At 71.4% G+C, this 25,100-nt stretch carries 20 protein-coding genes, 1 pseudogene and 1 riboswitch; of the genes and pseudogenes, 15 read left to right on the top strand and 6 right to left on the bottom strand.

Annotated features, from left to right (window positions below):
- Positions 1–47: 47 nt before the first annotated feature.
- From ACZ5ON_RS30140 to gcvT, 5 genes are all read right to left on the bottom strand, one after another.
- Positions 48–317, bottom strand: a complete 270-nt coding sequence (locus tag ACZ5ON_RS30140) for a type II toxin-antitoxin system prevent-host-death family antitoxin (RefSeq protein WP_465599329.1) — start codon at positions 315–317, stop codon at positions 48–50.
- Positions 318–477: 160 nt separating this feature from the next.
- Positions 478–1,845, bottom strand: coding sequence for an L-serine ammonia-lyase (locus ACZ5ON_RS30135; protein ID WP_465599327.1), 1,368 nt, complete (start codon positions 1,843–1,845; stop codon positions 478–480).
- 200 nt (positions 1,846–2,045) lie between these two features.
- Positions 2,046–3,314, bottom strand: coding sequence for a serine hydroxymethyltransferase (glyA, locus tag ACZ5ON_RS30130; RefSeq protein WP_465599326.1), 1,269 nt, complete (start codon positions 3,312–3,314; stop codon positions 2,046–2,048).
- A 93-nt stretch (positions 3,315–3,407) separates the two neighbouring features.
- Complete coding sequence (gene gcvH / locus ACZ5ON_RS30125) at positions 3,408–3,785, bottom strand: glycine cleavage system protein GcvH (protein WP_465599324.1); 378 nt, start codon at positions 3,783–3,785, stop codon at positions 3,408–3,410.
- A gap of 98 nt (positions 3,786–3,883) precedes the next feature.
- Complete coding sequence (gene gcvT / locus ACZ5ON_RS30120) at positions 3,884–5,002, bottom strand: glycine cleavage system aminomethyltransferase GcvT (protein ID WP_465599322.1); 1,119 nt, start codon at positions 5,000–5,002, stop codon at positions 3,884–3,886.
- Positions 5,003–5,171: 169 nt separating this feature from the next.
- A riboswitch (glycine riboswitch) is annotated at positions 5,172–5,276 on the bottom strand.
- 216 nt (positions 5,277–5,492) lie between these two features.
- Here gcvT and ACZ5ON_RS30115 point away from each other — a divergent pair.
- The 8 genes from ACZ5ON_RS30115 to ACZ5ON_RS30080 all read left to right on the top strand — a co-directional run bounded on the left by ACZ5ON_RS30115 (position 5,493) and on the right by ACZ5ON_RS30080 (position 14,904).
- Positions 5,493–6,281, top strand: coding sequence for an enhanced serine sensitivity protein SseB C-terminal domain-containing protein (locus ACZ5ON_RS30115; RefSeq protein WP_465599320.1), 789 nt, complete (start codon positions 5,493–5,495; stop codon positions 6,279–6,281).
- A gap of 252 nt (positions 6,282–6,533) precedes the next feature.
- Positions 6,534–7,325, top strand: a complete 792-nt coding sequence (locus tag ACZ5ON_RS30110; protein ID WP_465599318.1) for an enhanced serine sensitivity protein SseB C-terminal domain-containing protein — start codon at positions 6,534–6,536, stop codon at positions 7,323–7,325.
- A 666-nt stretch (positions 7,326–7,991) separates the two neighbouring features.
- Positions 7,992–8,981, top strand: coding sequence for an ABC transporter permease (locus tag ACZ5ON_RS30105; RefSeq protein WP_465599316.1), 990 nt, complete (start codon positions 7,992–7,994; stop codon positions 8,979–8,981).
- A gap of 54 nt (positions 8,982–9,035) precedes the next feature.
- Entirely contained in the window at positions 9,036–10,799 is a 1,764-nt protein-coding gene (locus ACZ5ON_RS30100) for an ABC transporter substrate-binding protein (protein WP_465599314.1), read from the top strand.
- A gap of 110 nt (positions 10,800–10,909) precedes the next feature.
- Entirely contained in the window at positions 10,910–11,920 is a 1,011-nt protein-coding gene (locus tag ACZ5ON_RS30095) for an ABC transporter permease (RefSeq protein WP_465599312.1), read from the top strand.
- A complete protein-coding gene (locus ACZ5ON_RS30090) occupies positions 11,917–12,981 on the top strand; it encodes an ABC transporter ATP-binding protein (protein WP_465599310.1) in 1,065 nt (354 codons plus the stop codon). The genes ACZ5ON_RS30095 and ACZ5ON_RS30090 overlap by 4 nt, the downstream gene beginning before the upstream one ends.
- Positions 12,982–13,010: 29 nt before the next feature.
- Positions 13,011–14,045 (top strand): ABC transporter ATP-binding protein, encoded by a 1,035-nt coding sequence (locus ACZ5ON_RS30085; protein WP_465599308.1) that lies wholly within the window; start codon positions 13,011–13,013, stop codon positions 14,043–14,045.
- Positions 14,046–14,244: 199 nt separating this feature from the next.
- Complete coding sequence (locus ACZ5ON_RS30080; RefSeq protein ID WP_465599306.1) at positions 14,245–14,904, top strand: trimeric intracellular cation channel family protein; 660 nt, start codon at positions 14,245–14,247, stop codon at positions 14,902–14,904.
- Here the strand turns inward: ACZ5ON_RS30080 and ACZ5ON_RS30075 are convergent.
- Positions 14,840–15,661 carry an IclR family transcriptional regulator gene (locus ACZ5ON_RS30075; RefSeq protein ID WP_465599304.1) on the bottom strand — a complete coding sequence of 274 codons (822 nt, stop codon included), beginning with the start codon at positions 15,659–15,661 and terminating at the stop codon, positions 14,840–14,842. The two genes, ACZ5ON_RS30080 and ACZ5ON_RS30075, sit on opposite strands and share 65 nt — an antisense overlap.
- Positions 15,662–15,797: 136 nt before the next feature.
- Between ACZ5ON_RS30075 and ACZ5ON_RS30070 the strand changes: the two genes are divergently transcribed.
- The 7 genes and pseudogenes from ACZ5ON_RS30070 to ACZ5ON_RS30040 form a co-directional block, all read left to right on the top strand.
- Positions 15,798–16,982, top strand: coding sequence for a cysteine desulfurase family protein (locus ACZ5ON_RS30070; RefSeq protein WP_465599302.1), 1,185 nt, complete (start codon positions 15,798–15,800; stop codon positions 16,980–16,982).
- Between the two features lie 114 nt (positions 16,983–17,096).
- The gene (gene mnmA / locus ACZ5ON_RS30065; RefSeq protein ID WP_465599300.1) at positions 17,097–18,236 is read left to right on the top strand and encodes a tRNA 2-thiouridine(34) synthase MnmA; all 1,140 of its coding nucleotides are present in this window, start codon (positions 17,097–17,099) and stop codon (positions 18,234–18,236) included.
- 322 nt (positions 18,237–18,558) lie between these two features.
- Positions 18,559–19,083 carry an LOG family protein gene (locus ACZ5ON_RS30060; protein ID WP_465599298.1) on the top strand — a complete coding sequence of 175 codons (525 nt, stop codon included), beginning with the start codon at positions 18,559–18,561 and terminating at the stop codon, positions 19,081–19,083.
- Positions 19,084–19,110: 27 nt separating this feature from the next.
- The gene (locus tag ACZ5ON_RS30055) at positions 19,111–19,800 is read left to right on the top strand and encodes an SDR family oxidoreductase (protein ID WP_465599296.1); all 690 of its coding nucleotides are present in this window, start codon (positions 19,111–19,113) and stop codon (positions 19,798–19,800) included.
- A 59-nt stretch (positions 19,801–19,859) separates the two neighbouring features.
- Positions 19,860–20,867 carry a methionine synthase gene (locus ACZ5ON_RS30050; protein WP_465599294.1) on the top strand — a complete coding sequence of 336 codons (1,008 nt, stop codon included), beginning with the start codon at positions 19,860–19,862 and terminating at the stop codon, positions 20,865–20,867.
- A gap of 31 nt (positions 20,868–20,898) precedes the next feature.
- Positions 20,899–23,163 carry an NAD-dependent DNA ligase LigA gene (gene ligA / locus ACZ5ON_RS30045; protein ID WP_465599365.1) on the top strand — a complete coding sequence of 755 codons (2,265 nt, stop codon included), beginning with the start codon at positions 20,899–20,901 and terminating at the stop codon, positions 23,161–23,163.
- Between the two features lie 356 nt (positions 23,164–23,519).
- Positions 23,520–25,100, top strand: a pseudogene (locus tag ACZ5ON_RS30040) (putative bifunctional diguanylate cyclase/phosphodiesterase); the annotation flags it as partial.

Here is a 25,100-nt window from a genome sequence, read left to right as displayed (position 1 = left end):
CACCGGCGCAGGATCATGATGTTGTGTCGAGCAGGCCCCGTTAGTGCTCAGCGCGCATATGGGTCGTCCGGTGCCTGCTCGACCGTGGCGTCCTGGTCGGCACGGAACGCGTCGAGGGAGATGTCCGGCGCGCTGCGCGACATCGCGGCGAACTCCGCGCGAGGAACGAAGCGCCTGCGGCGGCGGACCGGGATAAGTTCCCCGATTCGGTGCCCGTCGCGGGTGACCGTGAAGGACTGCCCGGCCTCGACGGCATCCATGATCTCGCGCGATCTGCTGCGCAGATCCCGCTGAGTGATCTCTGGTTGCACTGTCATGCCATCAGCGTGGACGGTGGTGGCACCAGGTGCTACCTGGTGGCAACGCTGGTTGACGAGTGGCACTTGGCTGAGCAGAGGGGCCATGAGGCCGGAAGTCCCCGGCCGGCAGGGGGCGGACCGGGGACTTCGGCAGGGGTGTCTCAGTGCGGTGCGGGCGTCAGCACTCGATGACGTTCACCGCGAGGCCGCCGCGCGAGGTCTCCTTGTACTTGATCTTCATGTCGGCGCCGGTCTCCTTCATGGTCTTGATCGCCTTGTCGAGGGAGACGTGGTGCCGGCCGTCGCCGCGCAGGGCCATCCGGGCGGCGGTGACGGCCTTGACCGAGGCCATGCCGTTGCGCTCGATGCAGGGGATCTGGACCAGGCCGCCGACCGGGTCGCAGGTGAGGCCCAGGTTGTGCTCGATGCCGATCTCGGCGGCGTTCTCGACCTGCTCGGGGGTGCCGCCGAGGACCTCGGCCAGGCCGCCGGCCGCCATCGAGCAGGCGGAGCCGACCTCGCCCTGGCAGCCGACCTCGGCGCCGGAGATGGAGGCGTTCTCCTTGAAGAGCATGCCGATCGCACCGGCCGCCAGCAGGAAGCGGACGATGCCCTCGTCGTCGGCGCCCGGGATGAAGTTCAGGTAGTAGTGCAGGACGGCCGGGATGATGCCCGCCGCGCCGTTGGTGGGGGCGGTGACCACCCGCTGGCCGGAGGCGTTCTCCTCGTTGACGGCCATCGCGTAGAGGGTCACCCACTCCATCGCGTTCGCCGGGCCGATGCCCTCGGCGCGCAGCGCCCGCGCCCCGGCGGCGGCGCGCCGGCGGACCTTGAGCCCGCCCGGCAGGATGCCCTCGCGGGCCATGCCGGCCGCGACGCACTCCTTCATCACGGCCCAGATCTCCAGCAGCCCGGCCCGGATCTCGGCCTCGCTGCGCCAGGCCTTCTCGTTCTCCAGCATCAGGCCGGAGATGGACAGGCCGGTCTCGCGGGTGAGGCGCAGCAGCTCCTCACTGGTGCGGAAGGGGTAGCGCAGCACGGTGTCGTCCGGCTTGACCCGGTCCGCGCCGATCGCGTCCTCGTCCACCACGAAGCCGCCGCCGACCGAGTAGTAGGTCTTCTCCAGCACCGGGACGCCGTCGGCGTCGTACGCCGCCAGGGTCATGCCGTTGGCGTGGTAGGGCAGGGACCGGCGGCGGTGCAGGATCAACTGGGTGCCGGGGTCGAAGGGGATCTCGTGGTCGCCCAGCAGGAGCAGGCGCTTCTCGGCGTTTATCCGCTCCACGTCCAGGTCGGCCCTGTCGACGTCGACGGTGCGGGGGGAGTTGCCCTCCAGGCCGAGCAGCACGGCCTTGGGGGTGCCGTGGCCGTGGCCGGTGGCACCGAGCGAGCCGAACAGCTCGGCGCGGACGGAGGCCGTCCGGGCCAGCAGTCCCTCCGACTTCAGGCGGTGCGCGAACATCCGGGCCGCCCGCATCGGGCCGACCGTGTGCGAGCTGGACGGGCCGATGCCGATGGAGAAGAGGTCGAAGACGCTGATGGCCACGGTGGACGTCCTTGTCTGGGTCTCGTGGAAGGACTTGCTGGCGGTACACGGGTCGGGGCACCGCGCTCACCGTCCAGTGTGCGCGGTGCCCCGGAGTTCCAGGTGACGGCGGTGGAGTGAGGCCGGTCACCCGGGAGGCCGCGCGGATAGGGTGCGCGGCCTCCAGGAAGGCGGGCTGCCGATGGCTCCCGAGGGGAGGCCTACAGCTCCGGGTAGAGCGGGTACTTCGCGGCCAGCGCGGTGACGCGGGCCCGGAGCGCGACGGCCTTCTCCTCGTCGAAGGAGGGCAGCAGCGTCTCGGCGATGACGTCGGCGACCTCGCGGAAGTCCTCGGCCTGGAAGCCGCGGGTGGCCAGGGCCGGGGTGCCGATGCGCAGGCCGGAGGTGACCATCGGCGGGCGCGGGTCGTTCGGGACGGCGTTGCGGTTGACGGTGATGCCGACCTCGTGCAGCCGGTCCTCGGCGTCCTGGCCGTTCAGCTCGCTGTTGCGCAGGTCGACCAGGACCAGGTGGACGTCGGTGCCACCGGAGAGGACGGAGACGCCGGCGGCGGCGGTGTCGTCCTGGAGCAGGCGCTCCGCCAGGATCTTGGCCCCCTCCAGGGTGCGGCGCTGGCGGTCCTTGAACTCCTCCGAGGCGGCGACCTTGAAGGCCACGGCCTTGGCGGCGATCACGTGCTCCAGCGGGCCGCCCTGCTGCCCGGGGAAGACCGCGGAGTTGATCTTCTTGGCGTACTCGGCCTTGGAGAGGATCACGCCGCCGCGCGGGCCGCCCAGGGTCTTGTGGGTGGTGGTGGTGACCACGTCCGCGTACGGGACCGGGGACGGGTGCAGACCGGCGGCGACCAGGCCGGCGAAGTGCGCCATGTCGACCATCAGCAGCGCGCCGACCTCGTCCGCGATGCGGCGGAACTCGGCGAAGTCCAGCTGGCGCGGGTAGGCGGACCAGCCGGCGATGATCAGCTTCGGCTGGTGCTCCTTGGCCAGGCGCTCGACCTCGGCCATGTCGACCAGGCCGGTCTTCTCGTCCACGTGGTACGCGGCCACGTTGTAGAGCTTGCCGGAGAAGTTGATCTTCATGCCGTGGGTCAGGTGGCCGCCGTGGGCCAGGCTCAGGCCCAGGATGGTGTCACCCGGCTGGATCAGCGCGAACATCGCGGCGGCGTTGGCCTGCGCGCCCGAGTGCGGCTGGACGTTGGCGTGCTCGGCGCCGAACAGCTCCTTGATCCGGTCGATGGCGATCTGCTCGACCACGTCGACGTGCTCGCAGCCGCCGTAGTAGCGCTTGCCGGGGTAGCCCTCGGCGTACTTGTTGGTCAGCACCGAGCCCTGGGCCTCCATGACCGCCACGGGGGCGAAGTTCTCGGAGGCGATCATTTCGAGGGTGGTCTGCTGACGGTGCAGCTCGGCGTCGACCGCCGCGGCGATCTCGGGGTCGAGCGCGTGCAGGGACTGGTTCAGAACCGTCATGGAGATGGGTCTTCCTGTGGGGCGGGGCAGGGGACCTGAGGAGGCGTGGGGCGGCCGCCGCGCTGCGGCCGCCGCCCCGAAGGGCCGGAAGGGTCAGGCGCCGATGAAGGCGTCGTACCCGGCGGCGTCGAGCAGTTCGTCGGTCGCGGTGACGCGGAGCTTGTACAGCCAGCCGCCGGTGAAGGGCTCGCCGTTGACCAGAGCCGGGTCGTCGATGACGGCCTGGTTGATCTCCACGACCTCACCGGTGGCCGGCGAGAACAGGTCGCTGACCGACTTGGTGGATTCGAGCTCTCCACAGGACTCACCCGCGGTGACGGTGTCACCGACCTCCGGGAGCTGGACGTACACGATGTCACCGAGCGCGGTGGCCGCGTGCTCGGTGATGCCGACGGTCGACACGCCGTCCTCGTCGGCGGCGGTCAGCCACTCGTGCTCCTTGCTGTACTGCAGGTGCGTGGGGTTGCTCATGGCGTCATTCTCCAGGATCGCAAGAGGGTAGGGCGAAGCCGTCCGCTGAGCGGACCGGACAGGCGGGGGTTATGAGACGGCCGGGGTGGGCCGGGGGCTCAGCGGGTGCGCTTGTAGAAGGGCAGCGCGACGACCTCGACCGGCTCGTGCTTGCCGCGGACGTCCACCGCAACTGCCGTACCGGGCGCGGCGTGTGCGGCGTCCACGTACGCGATGGCGATCGGCTTGCCCAGGGTGGGGGAGGGGGCGCCGGAGGTGATCCGCCCGATGACGGTGCCCTCGGCGTCGACCACCGAGTACTCGGCGCGCGGTACCCGCTTGCCCTCGGAGACCAGCCCGACCAGCTTGCGCGGCGCCTTGGACTCGGCCTCGGCGGCGGCCTGCTCCAGCGCCTTGCGGCCGACGAACTCGCCGTTGTTGGTGGTCTTGTCGAAGCGGACCACCCGGCCGAGCCCGGCGTCGAAGGGGGTCAGCTCGGTGGAGAGCTCGTGCCCGTACAGCGGCATGCCCGCCTCCAGGCGCAGGGTGTCCCGGCAGGACAGGCCGCACGGGACCAGGCCCCTGTCGGCGCCGGCCGCGCTCAGCGCGTTCCACAGGTGTTCGGCGTCGCCGGGGGCGCAGAAGACCTCGAAGCCGTCCTCGCCGGTGTAACCGGTACGCGCCAGCCAGACCTGACGGTCGGCCACCGTGGCGGGCAGCAGCGCGTAGTACTTCAGGCCCGGCAGGTCGGCGTCGGTGAGCGAGGCCAGGATGGCGTTCGCCTCCGGGCCCTGGACGGCGAGCAGTGCGTAGGCGTCCCGGTCGTCCCGGACCACGGCGTCGAAGCCGGCCGCGCGCTCGGTGAGCGCGTCCAGCACCACCTGGGCGTTGGAGGCGTTGGCGACCACCATGTACTCGTCCTCCGCGGTGCGGTAGACGATCAGGTCGTCGAGGATGCCGCCGTCCTCACGGCAGATCATGGTGTAGCGGGCGCGCAGCACGCCGAGCGCCGAGATGAAGCCGACCAGTGCGTGGTCGAGCAGCTCGCCGGCCTGCGGGCCGGAGACGGTGATCTCGCCCATGTGCGACAGGTCGAACAGACCGGCCCTGGTGCGGACCGCGATGTGCTCCTCGCGCTCGCTGCCGTAGCGCAGCGGCATGTCCCAGCCGGCGAAGTCGGTCATGGTCGCACCGAGGGAGCGGTGCAGGGCGTCGAGCGCGGTGTGACGGAGGGACACGGCGGAACTCCTTGGCTGGGGCACTCAGGCGGTTGACCTGCGTACGGGCACACGGGGGTGGAGTCTCCCCGTCTGTCGTCACAACCTGAGAGCTTCACCGCTAACCAAGGATGGCGGCTTGCACCGTGGGTGGGCGCACGGCGCGGCCGTGTCCACTTTCCAGATCTGCCTCGCCCGTGCGGTAGGGGTGCCTGAGAGATTCCGGGGAGGACTTGCTCCTTCGGCGCCGGCCCGTGCCCGTGCGGGGCACTCCGGACTCTCCCGCGCGGGTTCGAACGGCCAGTATGAAATTGGGCGCTGCGTATGAGCGCGGCTCATCATGGCATGCCGGGCGGGCCGAGGGGGAGAGGGGTCGGACATCTCCTCCCCAGGTGGGGCGGGTTCACCCTTGCGGTACGGGGGCGCATCGGGGACGGACCGCCTCCCGCTACCCTTCTGGCAGCGGTGGAGACCGGGGCAGCACCCGGTCAGGTTGGAGGGGCAGGAGCCGATGAGCTACCCGGCTGGCGAGACGCAGGCATGGGCTGAGCCCGGTACGGCCCCGACGGGCGGCGGCTGGCCCGCCAACGAGCTGGAGCAGGTGCTCACCGCCGCGCTCGGCGAGCCCGGCGCGACCGCCAGGGTGGTCGAGGTGCTGGCCCGCAGCCAGGTGTGGATCCCGCTGCCGGCCGGCGCCGACCCGCAGGGTGCCTCGCTGGACCTGCCGACCATCGAGCTGGCCGGCGCGCCGTACGTCCCGGTCTTCTCCTCACAGGACGTGTTCCTGCGGCACGCCCCCGGGATGCCGTTCGCGATCGCCCCGGTCTGGGAGTTCGCCCGGGGGCTGCCGTTGGGGGTCGGGATCGCGGTCAACCCCCAGGCTCCGGTGGGCATCCCGATCCCGCCCGAGGGGGTCGGCGAGCTGCGGCGCGGCCCCCAGGGTGACCGCTGGCAGGGGCAGCCGGACGGCGCCAAGGTGGCGCTGCGCGAACCCGAGCCGCACGAGGAGCCGTACGCCTTCCTGGCCGCGGCCGCCGCCGAACTCGCGACTCTGCCCGGAGTGCTGACGGCGCGTCGGGCCTGCGCCTCGGTGGAGGGTGACGCTCCGGCGCTGTTCGTCGGGGTGCAGTTCGACCCCGACCTGCCGACCGATCCGGCACAGGCCAACGAGGCGCTCGGCCGCGCGCTGGGAACCGCCACGCTGCCGTACGGCGTCCACCTGGTGCTGCTCGACCTGGTCGCCGACCCGGTGGTGGAGTGGCTGCTCACCCGGGTGCAGCCGTTCTACGTCCGGGGCTGACCCGACTGGCGAGTAAGGGGCGGTGGTGTCAAGTCCGTCGGCGCCGCCCCATAGGCTGCTGCCCGGCAGCGGCGTACGGTCGGGTGAGCGGCCCGCTGTCCGAGCAGCGGCAGCGCGTGCCGGCGGACGAGTACGGAGAGGGCCCGACGTGAGCGAGCAGGGCATCGGGGCACCCCAGGCCAGGGGGCGGTGGACGCGTACGTCCGCCATGCCCGGAGCGCTCGCCCGGGGCGCCCGGCCGGAGGCGGGCGCATGAACGGCACAGTGGCAGGCGGCGTACCGGGCTGGGGCCAGCCCCCGACCGCACGTCCGGCGGCCGATCCGGCCGCCATCGAGCGTGTCCTGCGCGACGTCGCACCGGAGCGCTGGGAGGCGTACGAGAACCTGCTGCGCGCCCTGGCCGAGGGCCAGGTGTGGATGCTGCTCTGGCACGGCACGCCGGGCAGCCCGGACGCCCAGTACGGGAACATGGACATCGGCGGGCACGGCTACGCCCCCGCCGTCACCTCGCCCGAGCAGTTGGCCGCGAGCGGCTGGGCCCGCGGCCATGAGGTGATCTCCGGGCTGGAGGTCGCGAACGCGCTCTACCGGACCCGCTGGGGCCTGTGGCTCAACCCCCACGTGCCGGGCGGCGGCGTCGGCGTCCCGTGGGCCGACCTGCGCCGGATCGCGGCCGGACTGGACCGGCTGCCCGCGGGGCCGCTCCAGCTGGGCGAACCCCAGGTGCAGGCACCGCAGTTCTACGCGGTGTTGGAGCAACAGGCCGCCGAGGTGCGCCCGCTGCGCTCGCTGCGCCGGGCCTGGGTGCAGCCGGCCCTCGGCGGACCGTACCTGGCGATCGGGCTGGACCTGTACGACACCTCGCCGCCCGCCGTCGAGGCCGCCCGGGCCCTGGTGCAGCGGGCGGCCGCCCATGTGCCGGAGGGGCTAGCGGTCTCCACCGTGCTGATGGCCGATGACTACGACCCGGTCGCGATGTGGCTGCGCGCCTGCGCCCGCCCGTTCTTCGACCGCGACGCCTGGCAGGGCTACCCGACCCGCTGAGGCCGGGTTCCGTGCGGGTGGGCCGGGGCGCCGACCCGACGGTCGACGAAATGTCAGTTCGGGCACGGACGGGAATGTTTCGTCCAGATGAAGAGCCTCATTCGCGCCCGTCGGCGATGCATGCCCGCAGATCACAGCTTGGCATCCTTCGGTGGTCAGGGCTGGCGCAAGCCTGTCCGAATGACGGAGAGTCTGCGCAGTGCAGCGCACGCAGACCGCCCCACGAAGGCATATGCGCAAGCCGCACGCATGATCCGCGCGATGTTCTTCCCGCGCGGAGGCAGTCTCCGCATCACCCGGGCACTGACCACCCCCTGTGCGCCGGCGTACTGAACCACATACCGCAGCAGTCGATTTCGCAACGCCGCACCGACGTACCGCCGCATCGCCGTACCACTGCACTGCCGTAACGCCGCACTGCCGCATCACTGCACCGCCGCATCACTGCACCGCCGTAACGCCGCACCGCCGTGTCAACCGCACCGCAGACCCGCCGCACCGCCGTGTCAACCGCACCGCACCGACGTACCCGACGCACCGTTACCTAGCACCAGTTGCGCCAACCGGACCTCGTACGCAGTCCGGGCCCGGACCGGGTCCGGGGTCTTGTGCTACGGCCGGAGCACCGTGGGCCGGCCACCGTCGGCGAGGGGAACCCAACTGACCATGACCGCACCGAACGAGACCATCGACGCCGAACCCGGTGCCGAGCCCGCCGCCCAGTCGGTGAAACGGATCGAGGGCCGCTCCCTCGGCCGGATCGCCTGGACCCGCTTCAAGCGGGACAAGGCGGCCGTGACCGGCGGCATCGTGGTGATCCTACTGATCCTGCTCGCCGTGCTGGCGAAGCCGATCGAGTCCCTCTTCGGACTGGACCCCAACGCTCTCCACCAGGACCTGCTGGACGCCGACCTGGGCGGTCTGCCGATGGGCGACTGGGGCGGGATGGGCGCCGACCACCCGCTCGGTCTGGACCCGCTGCAGGGCCGTGACCTGCTCTCCCGCGTCATCGAGGGCTCCTGGGTGTCACTACTGGTCGCCTTCGGCGCCACCGTGCTCTCCAACGCCATCGGCACCGTGCTCGGAGTGGTGGCCGGCTACTACGGCGGCTGGGTGGACACCGTGATCAGCCGGGTGATGGACACCTTCCTGGCCTTCCCGCTGCTGCTCTTCGCCATCGCGATCTCCGCCTCGCTGCAGGGCGGCGCCTTCGGGCTGAACGGCCTGCCGCTGCACATCGCGGTGCTGATCTTCGTGATCGGCTTCTTCAACTGGCCCTACATGGGCCGGATCGTGCGCGGCCAGACCCTCTCGCTGCGCGAGCGCGAGTTCGTCGACGCGGCCCGCAGCCTGGGCGCCCGCGGCCCGTTCATCCTCTTCCGCGAGCTGCTGCCCAACCTGGTCGGCCCGATCCTGGTCTACTCGACCCTGCTGATCCCGACCAACATCCTCTTCGAGGCGGGGCTGAGCTTCCTCGGCGTCGGCATCCAGCCGCCCCAGGCGTCCTGGGGCGGGATGCTCAACGACGCGATCAAGTACTACCAGGTGGACCCGCAGTACATGGTGGTCCCCGGTCTGGCGATCTTCATCACCGTTCTCGCCTTCAACCTGCTGGGCGACGGACTGCGAGACGCCCTGGATCCCAAGAGCAACTGACCACGCGTCAGACCACCTCAACTGACACCATTCACCAAGGGGTTGATCTCACCCATGCGCAGGTCTCGCACCGCCATGCTGACCGCGGCGGCCGCCGCGGCGGTCCTGGTCGTCACGGGCTGCTCCGGCGGTTCCAAGGGCGGCGGCTCCGGCTCCTCCTCCGGTGGTGGCGCCGCCAACGCCGCCACCAAGGGGATCGTGAACGCCTCGGACAAGAAGGGGGGCACGGTCACCTACGAGATGCGCGGTACGCCGGACTCCTTCGACCCGGGCAACACCTACTACACGTACATCTACAACTTCTCGCGCCTGTACGGACGTCCGCTGACCACCTTCCAGCCGGCCGCCGGCGCCTCGGGTGACAAGCTGGTGCCGGACCTGGCGGAGTCCCTCGGCAAGCCCAGCGCGGACGGGCTCACCTGGACCTACAAGCTGCGCGCGGGGCTGAAGTACGAGGACGGCACGCCGATCTCGGCGAAGGACGTCAAGTACGCGATCGAGCGCAGCGCCAACTACGCGCCCGACGTCAACGCCAACGGCCCGGTGTACTTCCAGGAGCTCCTGGTCGACAACCCGACCCCGTACCAGGGCCCCTACAAGGACAAGAGCGGCGACCTGAAGTCCATCGAGACGCCGGACGACACCACCATCGTCTTCCACCTCAAGCACCCCTTCGCCGACTTCGACTACCTGGTGAGCGCCCCGGAGACGGTGCCGGTGCCGCAGGCCAAGGACACCGGCGCCGACTACGTCAAGCACGTGGTCTCCTCCGGCACCTACAAGTTCGAGTCGTACGAGGACGGCAAGCAGCTCACGCTGGTGCCGAACACCAACTGGGATCCGAAGACCGACCCGATCCGCAAGCAGGTCGCGGACAAGGTCGTGGTCAAGATGAACATCGACCAGGCCACCGTCGACCAGGACCTGATGGCCGGCAACGCGCAGGTCGACCTGGTCGGCCTCGGCATGGACCCGCAGACCCAGGCGAAGGTCCTGCAGGACCAGAAGCTCAAGGGCCAGACCGACAACTCGTTCGGCGGCCGCCTGATCTACGCCGCGATCAACACCAAGGTCGCGCCGTTCGACAACATCGACTGCCGCAAGGCCGTCGAGTACGCGATCGACAAGGTCTCGGTGCAGACCGCGCTCGGCGGGCCGATCCGCGGCACCATCGCCAGCACCATGCTGCCCCCGGACATCCCGGGCCACCAGGACTTCGACCTCTACGCGACCGACGGCAACAAGGGTGACGAGGCCAAGGCCAAGGACGCCCTGAAGGCCTGCGGCAAGCCGGACGGCTTCTCCACCACGATCACCGCCCGTACCGAGCGCGGCCCGGAGATCGCCGCCGCGACCTCGATCCAGGCGGCGCTGAAGAAGGTCGGCATCAACGTCGACATCCAGCAGTACCCGCAGGGCAAGTACTTCACCGACTACGCCGGTGTCCCGAAGTTCATCAACGAGAAGAACGTCGGCCTGATGATGATGCAGTGGGGCGCCGACTGGCCGACCGGCTACGGCTTCCTGCAACAGATCACCGACGGCCGGGCGATCAAGGACGCGAGCAACAGCAACCTGGCCCAGCTGAACGACCCCGAGGTCAACAAGTTGATCGACGACGCGGCCACCAACACCGACCAGTCGGCCCGCGAGAAGGACTACGCGGCGATCGACAAGAAGACCATGGAGGACGCGGCCTACGTGCCGCTGACCTACGGCAAGGTCTTCCTGTACCGGCCGGCCGGCGCCACCAACATGGTCTCCACGGCCGCGTTCTCGGGTCAGTACGACTACCTCAACATCGGCACCGACAAGTAAGAGCCTGGCTCCACACCATCGAAGGCAGGTGAAGGCAGCGGCACCCGCCGCCGCCCGTCCGTGACACCCACGGGCCACGGGCGGCGGCGGGCCGTCGGAGCCGCCCAACTGTGTTTGCCTACATCATCCGCAGGACCTCTGCCGCCGTGGTGCTGCTGCTGGTCGTCAGCGCCGTCACCTTCGGCATCTTCTACCTGCTGCCCCGCATCGCCGGGGAGACCACCGACCAGCTCGCGGCCCAGTACATCGGGAAGAGCCCCACGCCCGAGGCGATCGCCGTGGTCAAGCAGAACCTCGGCTTCGACCAGCCGATCTACGTCCAGTACGGGCGGTTCCTCAAGGGCCTGGTGGCCGGCGCGGACTACAAGTTCGGCCCCGACGCGGCCACCTGCCACGTGCCGTGCTTCGGCTACTCCTTCAAGAACCACCAGGAGGTGTGGCCGCAGATCAGTTCCCGGATCCCGGTGACGGTCTCGCTCGCCATCGGCGCCTCGGTGCTCTGGCTGGTCTCCGGCGTCACCACCGGCGTGATCTCCGCCCTCAAGCCCAAGTCGGTCTTCGACCGGCTCTCCATGGGCGTCGCGCTGGCCGGCGTCTCGCTGCCGATCTTCTTCACCGGTGCGCTGCTGCTGACCCTGTTCAGCTTCCAGTGGCCGATCTTCGACAACCTGCAGTACGTCAACTTCACCGACGATCCGCTGATGTGGGCCCGCAACCTGGTGCTGCCCTGGGTCTCGCTGGCCTTCCTCTACTCCGCGCTCTACGCCCGGCTCACCCGGGCCGGAATGCTGGAGACGATGAGCGAGGACTACATCCGCACCGCCCGGGCCAAGGGCCTGGTCGAGCGCAAGGTGGTCGTCCGGCACGGGCTGCGCTCGGCGCTCACCCCGATCCTCACCATCTTCGGCATGGACCTGGGCCTGCTGCTCGGCGGTGCCCTGATCACCGAGCAGGTCTTCTCGCTCCAGGGCGTCGGCTTCTACGCGGTCTCCGCGATCTCCGACAACGACCTGCCGCGGATCCTCGGGGTCACCCTGGTCGCCGCCTTCTTCGTCGTCATCTGCAACCTGCTGGTTGACCTCCTGTACGCCGCCGTCGACCCCCGGGTGAGGCTGTCATGACCGAGCTGCTCGACAAGGCCGGTGCGGCCAAGCCCTCGGACGAGCACTTCCTGTCCGTCCGAGACCTGCGGATCCACTTCGACACCGACGACGGCCTGGTCCGCTCGGTGGACGGGGTCAGCTTCGACCTGGCGCGCGGCAGGACCCTCGGCATCGTCGGCGAGTCCGGCTCCGGCAAGTCGGTCACCTCGCTGGGCATCATGGGCCTGCACCGCAGCAAGCGGGCCAGGATCAGCGGCGAGATCTGGCTGGACGGCGAGGAACTGGTCGCCGCCGACCCGGACCGGGTCCGCCGGCTGCGCGGCCGCGCGATGTCGATGATCTTCCAGGACCCGCTGACCGCGATGCACCCGTACTACACGGTCGGGCAGCAGATCGTGGAGGCGTACCAGGTCCACCACCCCGAGGTGAAGAAGAAGGACGCCAGGAAGCGCGCCGTCGAGATGCTCGCCCGGGTGGGAATCCCCCAGCCGGACAAGCGCGTCGACGACTACCCGCACCAGTTCTCCGGCGGGATGCGCCAGCGCGCGATGATCGCCATGGCCCTGGTCAACGACCCCTCGCTGCTGATCGCCGACGAGCCGACCACCGCCCTCGACGTCACCGTCCAGGCGCAGATCCTGGACCTGATCCGCGACCTCCAGCAGGAGTTCGGCTCGGCCGTCATCATCATCACCCACGACCTGGGCGTGGTGGCCGAACTGGCCGACGACATCCTGGTGATGTACGGCGGCAAGCCGGTGGAGAAGGGCCCGGCCGCCACCCTCTTCGAGTCGCCCGAACACCCCTACACCTGGGGCCTGCTCGGCTCGATGCCCCGGCTCGACCGCGAGCTCCAGGACCGGCTGGTCCCGGTCAGGGGAACCCCGCCCAGCCTGATCAACGTGCCGCCCGGTTGCGCCTTCCACCCGCGCTGCCCGTACGCGGAGTTGACCGGTGGCAGGTCGAAAAGCGAACTCCCGGTGCTGACCGAGGCCGCGCCGGGACACCTCGCCGCCTGCCACCTGTCCGCCGGCGAACGGCACCGGATCTTCACCGAAGAGATCGCGCCCCGGCTGTGAGCCCGCACCATCCCTCAGGAGAAACACCGATGACGGACAGTCAGAGCGCGGAGGTCACCGCGCCCGAGCCGGCCCCGGATCGTGAGCCGCTGCTCAAGGTGACGGGCCTGACCAAGCACTTCCCGATCACCAAGGGCCTGCTGCGGCGCCAGACCGGCGCGGTGCGGGCCGTGGACGGGATCGACTTCACCGTGAACGCCGGGGAGACCCTCGGCGTGGTCGGCGAGTCCGGCTGCGGCAAGTCCACCATGGGCCGACTGGTCACCCGCCTCGCCGAACCGACCGGCGGGACCATCGAGTTCGAGGGCACGGACATCACCCACCTCGGGGTGAACGCGATGCGTCCGCTGCGCCGCGACATCCAGATGATCTTCCAGGACCCGTACTCCTCGCTGAACCCCAGGCACACCGTCGGCACCATCGTCGGCGCGCCGTTCCGGCTCCAGAAGGTGGAGACCGAGCACGGGGTGAAGCGGGCCGTACAGGACCTGCTGGAGCTCTGCGGCCTCAGCCCCGAGCACTACAACCGCTACCCGCACGAGTTCTCCGGCGGCCAGCGCCAGCGCATCGGCATCGCCCGCGCGCTCGCCCTCAAGCCCAAGATGATCGTCGCGGACGAGCCGGTCTCCGCCCTGGACGTCTCCATCCAGGCCCAGGTGGTCAACCTGCTGGACGACCTGCAGCGGGAGCTCGGCCTGACCTACCTGATCATCGCCCACGACCTCTCGGTGGTCCGGCACGTCTCGGACCGGGTCGCGGTGATGTACCTGGGCAGGATCGTCGAGATCGCCGACCGGGACTCGCTGTACCGGGCGCCGATGCACCCGTACACCAACGCCCTGATGTCCGCCGTTCCGGTGCCCGACCCGCGCCGCAAGGAGCGCCGCGAGCGCATCCTGCTCACCGGCGACGTCCCCTCGCCGATCAACCCGCCCAGCGGCTGCCGCTTCCGCACCCGCTGCTGGAAGGCCCAGGACGTCTGCGCGAGCCAGGAGCCACCGCTGGCGACGGCGAAAGCCGGGCACCAGGTGGCCTGCCACTTCCCGGAGAGCTCGCCCGAGTAAGGGGCCGGGACCCCGCCGATCAGGGCTGCTCAGGGGCGCGGGGAGCCGCGCGACGGCCCGCCGCCGGGTCGCGGGGCTCCCCGCGCGGCCCCGCCGGAAGGCGTCCCCGGCCCCTGGGCCCGGGCGCCGGGCCGCTGCCTCGGGTGCCCTGGTCGAGAGCGTGTGCGAGAAAAGGTTCCGGCCCAGGTAAGAATTGACGGTGACCTCGCAGCTCTTCCCGCCCGGTGTCCAGCAGGCGCTGGACCTCGTCGGCATCTTCGTCTTCGCCCTGTCCGGCGGCCTGCTGGCCGTTCGCAAGAACATGGACATCTTCGGCATCTGTGTGCTCGCCGAGGCGACCGCACTAGGCGGCGGGGTCATGCGCGATCTGGTGATCGGGGCCACACCGGTGGTCGCGTTCACCAATCTCGGGTACTTCGTGACCCCGCTGGTGGCCGGTCTGGTGGTGTTCTTCCTGCACCCCCAGGTGGAGCGGATCAACCGCAGCGTGCAGACCCTGGACGCGCTGGGCCTCGGCCTGTTCTGCGTCACCGGCACCGCCAAGGCGCACGACTACGGCCTGGGCTCGGTCGCAGCGGTGGCCCTGGGCATGCTCACCGCGGCCGGGGGCGGCGTGATCCGGGACGTCCTGGCCACCGAGACGCCCTCGCTGCTGCGCTGGGACCGCGAGATCTACGCGGTGCCCGCGCTGGTCGGCGCCGCGCTGGTGGCGATCCTGATATCGATCGGGCGGTTGAGCACCGCCACCGCCTCGGCCGCCGCGCTGACCGCCTTCGGCCTGCGGATGCTGGCGCTCAAGTACGGCTGGCGCGCGCCGCGTGCCTGGCACCGCAACGGTTCTCGCACCAGCGAGGAGTAGGCGAGCCGCCGTACGCCAGCGAGATCGCCTCGGCCGTGCAGAGCAGCTCGGGGAGCAGACGGCCCGGTTCGCCGGTCGGGGCCGGCCCCACCGGGGCCAGCACGGCGCAGGCCGCGATCGCCCGGCCCTCGGTGCCGACGATCGGGGCGGCCAGGCAGCCGACCGCCTCCCGGTGCCCGCCCCGGTCCATCGCCCACCCCTGGCGCCGGACCGCGGCCAGCTCGCTCCGGAGCTCCCCGGCGGAGCGGATGCCGCCCAGGGGGTGCTCGGGAAGGTCCACGAGTTCGAGGTAGGCCGTCAGCTGGTCCTCCGGCAGGTCGGCAAGCAGCACCCTGCCGACCGCCGTGGACACCGCGGGCACCCGGCAGCCGATCCGCCCGGCCGGGCCGGGCCAGGAGCAGGGACGCCCGGGACGGTGGCTCTCCACGGTGTCCAGGTAGAGCACCTCGCCCTCCTCCAGCACCGCCAGCTGCACGGTGTGCCCGTACCGCTCGTTGAGCGCGGCCAGGTAGGGCGCCGCGACCTGGCGGACGTCGATCCCGTCCAGCGCTTGCCGGGCCAGCGCGAACATCCGGCCGCCGAGCCGGTAGCGGTGGTCCGCCTGGCGGTGCACCAGGCCGTGCTCCTGCAGGGTGCGCAGCAGGCGCAGCGCCGTCGATCTGTGGACTCCGATCCGGGCCGCCGCCTGCTCCAGCGAGGCGGGCCCGTCGCCGAGCGAGGCGAGGATCGTCAACGCCCGGTCGACCGTCTGAGACATTCCGCCCACCCCTCAGTGCCCCCGGCAGTGGGCAGGAGGCTAACGGCGCGTTCCCGGGCGTGCAACGGTCAAATCGCCTCCGGCACGCGGGCGTCGGGATCAAGGTTGCGGGGATGCCCCTACACTGGACTGCGCTATGCCATATCTCGACCACGCAGCCACCACCCCGATGCTGCCCGAGGCGATCGCCGCCATGAGCGCACACCTCGGGGTCGTCGGTAATGCGTCCTCGCTGCACGCCGCCGGTCGCCGGGCCAGGCGGGTGGTGGAGGAGTCCCGTGAGTCGCTGGCGCTGTCGCTGGGGGCGCGGCCGAGCGAGATCGTCCTCACCGCGGGCGGTACCGAATCGGACAACCTCGCGGTGAAGGGCCTGTACTGGGCCCGGCGGGACGCCGATCCGTCGCGGCGCCGGGTGCTGTGCAGCCCGGTGGAGCACCACGCGGTGCTGGACGCGGTGCACTGGCTCTCCGAGCACGAGGGCGCGCAGGTCGAGTACCTGCCGGTCGACCCCTACGGGCGGGTGCACCCCGAGGCGCTGCGCGAGGCGATCGAGCGCGACCCTGCGTCGGTGGCGCTGATCACCGTGATGTGGGCCAACAACGAGGTCGGCACCATTCAGCCGATCGCCGAACTCGCCGACGTCGCCCGCGAGTTCGGCATCCCGATGCACGCCGACGCGGTGCAGGCGCTGGGCCAGGTCCCGGTCTCGTTCGCCGAGTCCGGGCTGGACGCGCTGACCATCACCGGGCACAAGATCGGTGGCCCGTACGGGGTCGGCGCGCTGCTGCTGTCCCGCAGCGCAACTCCGGTGCCGCTGCTGCACGGTGGCGGCCAGGAGCGCGACGTCCGCTCCGGCACGCTGGACGTTCCCGCCGCCGCCGGCTTCGCCGCCGCCGCGGCCATCGCGGTGGAACGGCGGGAGGAGCACGCGGAGTTCGTCGCGGGCCTGCGGGACGAACTGATCGCGGGCGTGCGCGCGGCCGTACCCGACGCCGTCCTCAACGGGGACCCGAGTGCCCAGGGGCGGCTGGCCGCCAACGCGCACTTCTCCTTCCCCGGCTGCGAGGGCGACGCGCTGCTGATGCTGCTGGACGCCCAGGGCATCGAGTGCTCCACCGGCTCCGCCTGCTCGGCCGGGGTGCCGCAGCCGAGCCACGTCCTGCTGGCGATGGGGGCCGAGCCGGCGCTGGCGCGGGCCTCGCTCCGGTTCTCGCTCGGCCACACCTCGGCCCTGGACGACGTCACGGCGTTGCTCGGCGCGATCGAGCCGGCCGTCCGGCGCGCCCGCAACGCCGGTCTGGCGGCCGCGGCGCGGCGCTGACGCGCCCCTGGCGCGTCAGCGTGCCCGCCGGGGTTCGGCGCAGGCCGCTCCCTCGGTCGCGGGTAGTTCCCCCGCGCCCCCGAGGGTGCGCGAGCACGTACGCTTGGGTGCATCATGACTGAGTTCCCTGGCGCCCCCACTGGTCCCAATGACGGCCGTCGACTGCGTGTGCTGGCCGCGATGTCCGGCGGGGTGGACTCCGCCGTCGCCGCCGCCCGAGCCGCCGAGGCGGGGCACGAGGTGACCGGGGTGCACCTGGCGCTCTCGTCGAACCCGCAGTCGTTCCGGACCGGCGCCCGCGGCTGCTGCACCATCGAGGACTCCCGCGACGCGCGCCGCGCGGCCGACGTGATCGGCATCCCGTTCTACGTCTGGGACCTCGCCGAGCGTTTCCGCGAGGACGTGATCGACGACTTCGTCGCCGAGTACGCCGCGGGCCGTACCCCGAACCCCTGCCTGCGCTGCAACGAAAAGATCAAGTTCGCCGCGCTGCTGGACAAGGCGATCGCGCTGGGCTTCGACGCGGTCTGCACGGGCCACTACGCCAGGATCGTCGATCTCCCCTCCGGCGAGCGGGAGTTGCACCGCGCGGTGGACATGGCCAAGGACCAGTCGTACGTCCTCGGCGTGCTCACCGCAGACCAGCTCGCCCATTCGATGTTCCCGCTCGGAGACACCACCAAGGACGTGATCCGCGAGGAGGCGGAGCGCCGCGGTCTGGCGGTGGCCAAGAAGCCGGACAGCCACGACATCTGCTTCATCGCGGACGGCGACACCCAGGGCTTCCTGGCCCGCCACCTCGGCACCGCCAAGGGCGACATCGTCGACACCGACGGCACCAAGCTCGGCGAGCACGACGGCGCGTACGGGTTCACCATCGGGCAGCGCAAGGGCCTGCGGATCGGCCGCCCGGCCGCCGACGGCAAGCCGCGCTACGTGCTGGACATCTCGCCGGTGAACAACACCGTCACGGTCGGCCCGGCCGAGGGGCTGGACGTGCTGGCGCTGACCGCGATCAAGCCGCGCTGGTGCGGGGCCGAGCCGGTCCGTGCGGGTGAGTACACCGCGCAGCTGCGCGCCCACGGCGAGGAGGTCCCGGTGACCGCCGAGATGACCGGCGGCGAGCTGCGCGTCCGCCTCGCCGCCCCGGCCCGGGGGATCGCGCCCGGTCAGGCCGTGGTGCTCTACGACGGCACCCGGGTGGTCGGCTCGGCCACCATCGCCACCACCGAGCGGCGCCCCGTCGACGTGTGACACGCCGCCGCCGGGCGCGGGACGAAACCCCTGTGCCCGGCGGGTCCGCGAGGTGGTGCACCTGGTGACCACTTCGACATCAGCCTCCGGCTGAGGCTGGAGGATCCCAACCCTCGCGGGTCGGCCTTTCTGCTTCACGGCCGGTTGCCGACCTGGACCACCGGCAGGGGACGCCGTGCCGCCCATCGGTCTTGCACCAGCTCCACAGACCTGACTTCCCGCCAGCCCGGCGGCAGACCGGCCCGAAGCCCGGTCGTCGCTCCGCGTCAGTGTGACCAACCCATCACGATGAGTGGCCCCCCGGGTTGCTCGGAGGTATCAGATGAACATCACCGTCTTCTGTTCCGCGTACTCCCTCGACGAGCGCTACACCGCCCCGGCCGCCGAGTTCGCCCGCCTGCTCGGTGAGCGCGGCCACACCCTGGTCTGGGGCGGCTCGCACGCCGGGCTGATGGGGCTGCTCGCCGACGGCGTCAAGGAGGCCGGCGGCCGGCTGGTCGGGATCTCGGTCCAGCTGCTCGCGCACAAGTCCTACGAGGGCGCCGACGAGCTGGTGATGACGCGCGATCTCGCCGAGCGCAAGGCCCGGTTGCTGGAGCGCGCGGACGCCGTGGTGGTGCTGGTCGGCGGCCTCGGCACGCTGGACGAGGTCACCGAGGTGCTGGAGCTGAAGAAGCACGCCCTGCACGACAAGCCGGTCGTGGTGCTCGACACCGAGGGCTTCTACCAGGGGCTGCGCACCCAGCTGGAGCGGATGGACGTCGAGGGCTTCCTGCCCCGCCCGCTCGCCGAGCTGATCCACTTCGCCGCCGATCCGGCCGAGGCCCTGGCCCACCTCGAAGCCTGACCTCCAACACCAGCAAGGAGCCCTGCCATGGGTGCACACCTGATCTCCGGCGCCTCCTCCGGCATCGGAGCCACCGTCGCCGCCAGGCTCGCCGAACGCGGCGAGCAGCTGTGGCTGCTGGCCCGCGACGCCCGGCGCGCCGCCGAACTGCGCGGGCGCTTCCCCGGCGCCCGCACCCTGGTCGGCGACCTGGGCGAACCGGGCAAGCTGTCCTGGGCGTTCGGCCACCAGGAGCTGCCGGTCGAACTGGACTCGCTGCTGCACATCGCCGGTGTGGTCCAGCTCGGCGAGATCGGCGAACTGCCGGTCAAGGCCTGGCAGGAGCAGCTGAACGTCAACCTGGTCGCACCCGCCGAGCTGACCCGGCTGCTGCTGCCCTCGCTGCGGCTCGCCAAGGGCCACGTGGTGTTCGTCAACTCCGGCGCCGGACTGAACGCGAACGCCAACTGGGGCGCGTACGCGGCCAGCAAGCACGGGCTGCGGGCGCTCGCCGACTCGCTGCGGCAGGAGGAGCACGGCCACGGGGTGCGGGTCACCTCGGTGTACCCGGGGCGGACGGCGACCGCGATGCAGGTCTCGGTGCACCAGCAGGAGGGCAGGGAGTACGACGCCTCCCGCTGGATCGACCCCGAGTCGGTGGCCACCGCCGTCCTGACCGCGCTCGACCTGCCGCGCGACGCCGAGATCACCGACATCACGGTCCGTCCGGGCCGGTAGGCCCGCGCGGCCGCGGGCGGGTCTGAACGGCTCCGGGTTCCTGGCCTAGGCTCGTGCTCGTGAGCGAGTACTCCTTTCCCGAGCTGATCGGCGCCGCGACGGGCGTCGGATCGATGCCAGGCACCGATGCCCGTGAGGCCGCGAAGACCGCCGTAGGCGCGCTGGAGCAGCTGCCGTACCTGCCTGAGCTGCCCGCGCGGGGGCCCGGCGCCGACATGATCGGCCGTGGCGCCGGCCTGCTGGTCGAGCTGTTCGCGCAGGTGGAGCCGAGCGGGTGGCGGTTCGTCGACCGGCCGGGCCGCGACACCCGGCGGGCGTACTCGTGGCTGGGCGAGGACCTGGACGCCCTGGAGGAGTTCACCCAGGGGTACCAGGGTGCACTGAAGCTGCAGGCGGTCGGCCCGTGGACGCTGGCGGCCTCCGTGGAGCTGAGGCACGGCGAGAAGGCGCTCTCCGACCCTGGTGCCTGCCGGGACATCACGGAGTCGCTCACCGAGGGACTGCGCCGTCACCTGGCCGAGGTGCGCAAGCGGGTGCCGGGCGCGCGGCCCGTGCTGCAGCTGGACGAGCCCTCGCTGCCCGCCGTACTGGCGGGCGCGGTGAAGACCGCCAGCGGCTTCCAGCGGCTGCGCGCGGTGGACCGGCAGGTGGCCGAGGAGCAGCTGCGCGGCCTGGTCCGCGGCCTGGACGTGCCGGTGGTGGTGCACTGCTGCGCCCCGCAGGTGCCGCTGGCGCTGCTGCGCCGGGCCGGGGTGGCCGGGGTGTCACTGGACTTCTCGCTGCTGACGGAGCGTGAGGACGAGGACCTGGGCGAGGCGGTGGAGGCGGGCACGGCGATCCTCGCCGGTGTGGTGCCGTCCACCGACGCGGGATTGTCGGACCCGGCCGGTAGTGTCCAGGTTGTCAGGACGTTGTGGCGCAGGCTCGGGTTCGCTCCGGAGTTGCTGGGCCGCCGGGTGCTGGTGACACCGACCTGCGGGCTGGCGGGGGCCTCTCCCGGGTACGCGCGCAGGGCGCTGTCACTCAGTGTGAAGGCGGCGCAGAGCCTGGTGGACAACCCGGAGTAGCACGGTAGTTGAGACGTAGGAGGGCGGCGTGGTGGCTGTCGAGGGCTGGGAGGACGTGCCGGTGGAGGTGCGCAAGCGGCACGCCGAGCTGGCAGTCGAGATCGAGGAGCACCGCGTCCGCTACTACGAGCAGGACGCGCCGACGATCAGCGACGCCGGGTTCGACCGGTTGATGCGCGAGCTGGAGGCGATCGAGGCCGAGCACCCGGTGCTGGTCACCCCGGACTCGCCCACCCAGAAGGTCGGTGGCGCGCCGGCCGAGGGCTTCGCGAAGGTCGAGCACCGCGAGCGGTTGCTCAGCCTGGACAACGCGATGGACGACGACGAGCTGGCCGCCTGGGCCGAGCGGGTCGCCCGGGAGCTCGACGGCCTGAAGTACCACTATCTGTGCGAGCTCAAGGTGGACGGCCTGGCGGTCAACCTCACCTACGAGAGGGGCCGCTTGGTCCAGGCCGCCACCCGGGGTACCGGCCGGGTGGGCGAGGACATCACCGCCAACGTCCGCACCATCAAGGAGATCCCGCACCAGCTGGGGGGCGACAACATCCCCGAGTTGGTGGAGATCCGCGGCGAGGTCTACCTGCCCACCGAGGCCTTCGAGGAGCTCAACGCCTCGCTCGCTGCCGAGAACGAGCGGCGCAGACAGGAGAACGAGCAGCGCGCCAAGGAGGGCAGGCGACCGCAGGCCCTGGTCAAGCTGTTCGCCAACCCCCGTAACGCGGCGGCCGGTTCGCTCCGCCAGAAGGACCCGCTGGTCACCGCGTCCCGTCCGCTGCACATGGTGGTGCACGGCATCGGCGCCCGGGCCGGCTTCGACATCGACTGCCAGTCGCACGCCTACCAGCTGCTGCACGACTGGGGCCTGCCCACCGCCCGGCACAACGAGGTGGTCGAAACCCTCGACGAGGTAAGGGCGTTCATCAAGCACTACGGCGAGCGGCGGCACTCGGTCGAGCACGAGATCGACGGTGTGGTGGTCAAGGTGGACGAGATCGCCCTGCAGGGCCGGCTCGGCGCCACCTCCAAGTCGCCGCGCTGGGCGATCGCCTGGAAGTACCCGCCGGAGGAGGTCACCGGCAAGCTGGCGAGCATCCAGGTCGGCATCGGCCGCACCGGCCGGGCCACCCCGTACGCGGTGCTCGCCGAGCCGGTCAAGGTGGCCGGCTCGATGGTGCAGTACGCCACGCTGCACAACCAGCAGGTGGTCAAGGCCAAGGGCGTGCTGCTGGGCGACACCATCGTGCTGCGCAAGGCGGGCGACGTGATCCCGGAGATCCTCGGCCCGGTGGAGGACCTGCGGGACGGCACCGAGGAAGAGTTCGTGATGCCCTCGCACTGCCACGAGTGCGGTACCGAGCTGCGCCCGATGTCCGAGGGCGACATCGACCTGCGCTGCCCCAACGCCCGTAGCTGCCCGGCCCAGATCCGCGAACGGATCGCCTACCTGGGCGGGCGCGAGTCGCTGGACATCGATGGCCTGGGCTACGTCGCGGCGACCGCGCTCACCCAGCCGCTGGAGCCCGCCGAGCCGCCGGTCGGGAACGAGGGGGACATCTTCGGTCTCAGCCAGGAGCAGCTGCTCCCGATCAAGGTGATGGTCCGCGACCAGAAGTCCGGCATGCCCAAGCTGGACGACCGGACGGGCAAGGAGAAGGTGGTCACCTTCTTCGCCAATCTCAGGGGCGAGCCGAAGAAGACCGCCGGCCTGCTGCTGGAGAACCTCGACAAGGCCAAGGACCGCCCGCTCTGGCGCTACCTCAACGGCCTGTCGATCCGCCACGTCGGCCCGGTCGCCGCCCAGGCGCTCGCCCGCGAGTTCCGTGACCTGGACGCGGTCTTCGCGGCGAGCGAGGAGCAGCTGGCCGCCACCGAGGGGGTCGGCCCGATCATCGCCCGCTCCATCAGGGAGTGGTACGAGGAGGACTGGCACCGGGAGATCCTGGAGAAGTGGCGGGCCGCCGGGGTCCGCTTCACCGAGGAGGCGGCCGAGGCCAGGGGGCCGCGTCCGCTGGAGGGCCTCACCGTGGTGGTGACGGGCACGCTGGCCGGCCACACCAGGGACGGCGCCAAGGAGGCACTGACCTCACGCGGTGCGAAGGTGACGGGGTCTGTCTCGAAGAAGACAGATTTCGTTGTGGTCGGTGACAACCCCGGCTCCAAGTACGACAAAGCGGTCCAGCTCGGCCTTCCGGTGCTGGACGACGCGGGTTTCGCGGTCCTGCTCGACCAGGGGCCCGAGGCCGCTCGGGCGCACCTGGGGCTGGCCTCCCCGGCCGAGGAGGCCCCGGAGAGCTGACCTCCGTTACCGTCCTGATGTCGCGTCACCCGGGTTCCTGCTCAGGAAAGAGGGCATTCTGTCACTGAGTGGCATCCATCGACGGGTGGCGCGCTCAGGGATGTCCGAAAGTCCGCCCTCCCGGCGTACACCGGCATACCCTGGTGCGCAACAGAGTGTCAGCAGGGGTTGGCGGCACCGGACTTCCAGGCCGGTTCCGCAGGGGACGCCCCGTCAACTGGCGCCCACCGGCACCAGCAGGTGCCGCACCGAAAGGCGGCCTGACGGGGCGGGCCCGACGGAGGACAGGGCATATGGATCGTACGACCGGCGGTGCGCCCACACGCCCGCCGCAGGGGGTGGCGGGTGCGGTCCTGCTGCTCGGCGTGCTGCTGGCCGGCGCCGCGCCGCTCATACCGCTGGCCGTGCTGGTCTACCGGTACGAGCCCGAGCTGCTGCCGCTCTTCGCGGTGCCGCTGGCCGTGCTGGTCGCCGCCTGGCGGATGGCCCGAGACCGCGCCCGGGACCAGCTCACCGACCCGCTCACCGATCTGCCGAACCGCCATGCGCTGCTGCTGGCGGCCCAGGAGGCGATCGCCGAGCACGATGGCGAGGAGGACTACAGCGTTGGGCTGATCCTGCTCGATCTGGACCGTTTCCGATCGCTCAATGACGCGCTCGGGCATACCGCAGGCGATCGTTTACTGGTCCACATCGCCCGCCGGCTGCACCGCGCGCTCCGCACCGGCTCCCACCACCACGGCGGGCATCCGGGCCGGGACGACCCGGACGACGTCTTCTCCAGCCTCCCGCCGACCATGCAGAACGGCGGCCGGCCGGTGGTCGCCCGGCTCGGCGGCGACGAGTTCGCCGTCCTGCTGCCCGGCGTCGGCCGCCCGGAGACCCTGGAGCGGGTGGCCAAGGCGCTGATCGCCGAACTCGCCGCGCCGATCAGGCTCGACGGCCTGCTGCTCGTCCTGGAGGCCAGCGCCGGGGTCTGCGTCTACCCCGAGCACGCGCAGGACGCCGAGGCCCTGCTGCGCCGCGCCGACGTGGCCATGGGCCACGCCCAGCACCGGCGCAGCGGCGTCGAGCAGTACGACGAGGCCCGCGACATCGACACCCCGTACCGGATCGGCCTGCTCGGCGACCTGCGCCGGGCCCTGGAGACCGGTGAGGTGCTGCTGCACTACCAGCCCAAGGTGGCCTTCGACGGCCGGGTGGTCGGCCTGGAGGCCCTGCTGCGCTGGGAGCGGCCCGGGCAGGGCAAGGTGCCGCCGGACGAGTTCATCGGGCTGGCCGAGTCCAGCGGCCTGATGCCCAGGCTCACCGACTACGTGCTCGAGGCGGCCGTCGGCCAGCTCGCCGCCTGGCGGGCCCAGGGCCTCCAGGTCCAGGTCGCGGTCAACGTCTCGCCCCGCGACGTGCTCAACCCCGGCTTCGCCGGCCGGGTCGCCGCCCACCTCGACCGGCACCAGGTCCCCGCGCACGCCCTCCAACTGGAGATCACCGAGCGGCTGCTGCTGGACGACTCCCGGCTAGCCGCCGACACCCTCGCCGAGCTGCGCAGGTACGGCGTGGGCATGTCGCTGGACGACTTCGGCACCGGGCACTCCTCGCTGGTACGGCTGCGCAGCCTGCCGGTCGGCGAGCTGAAGATAGACCGCTCCTTCGTCTCCCGGATGGTCGCCGACGACCACGACGCCGCCGTGGTCCGCTGCTCGGTCGAGCTGGCGCACTCGCTCGGGCTGACCGTGGTCGCCGAGGGCGTCGAGGACGACGAGACCTGGGAGCAGTTGCACGGGCTAGGGGTGGACGCGGTGCAGGGGTGGCTGGTGTCCGCCGCCCTCCCGGCCGACCAGGCCACCGCCTGGCTGATGGTGCACCGCACGGTAGACACCCCCGTTCCCGGCGGGCCGGTGGCCGGCCCGCCGGTCCCCAAGCCCCGCCCGGCCCGT

It is taken from the genome of Kitasatospora sp. NPDC032150 (assembly GCF_055579945.1).
This window is presented reverse-complemented; position numbering and strand designations above follow the sequence as displayed.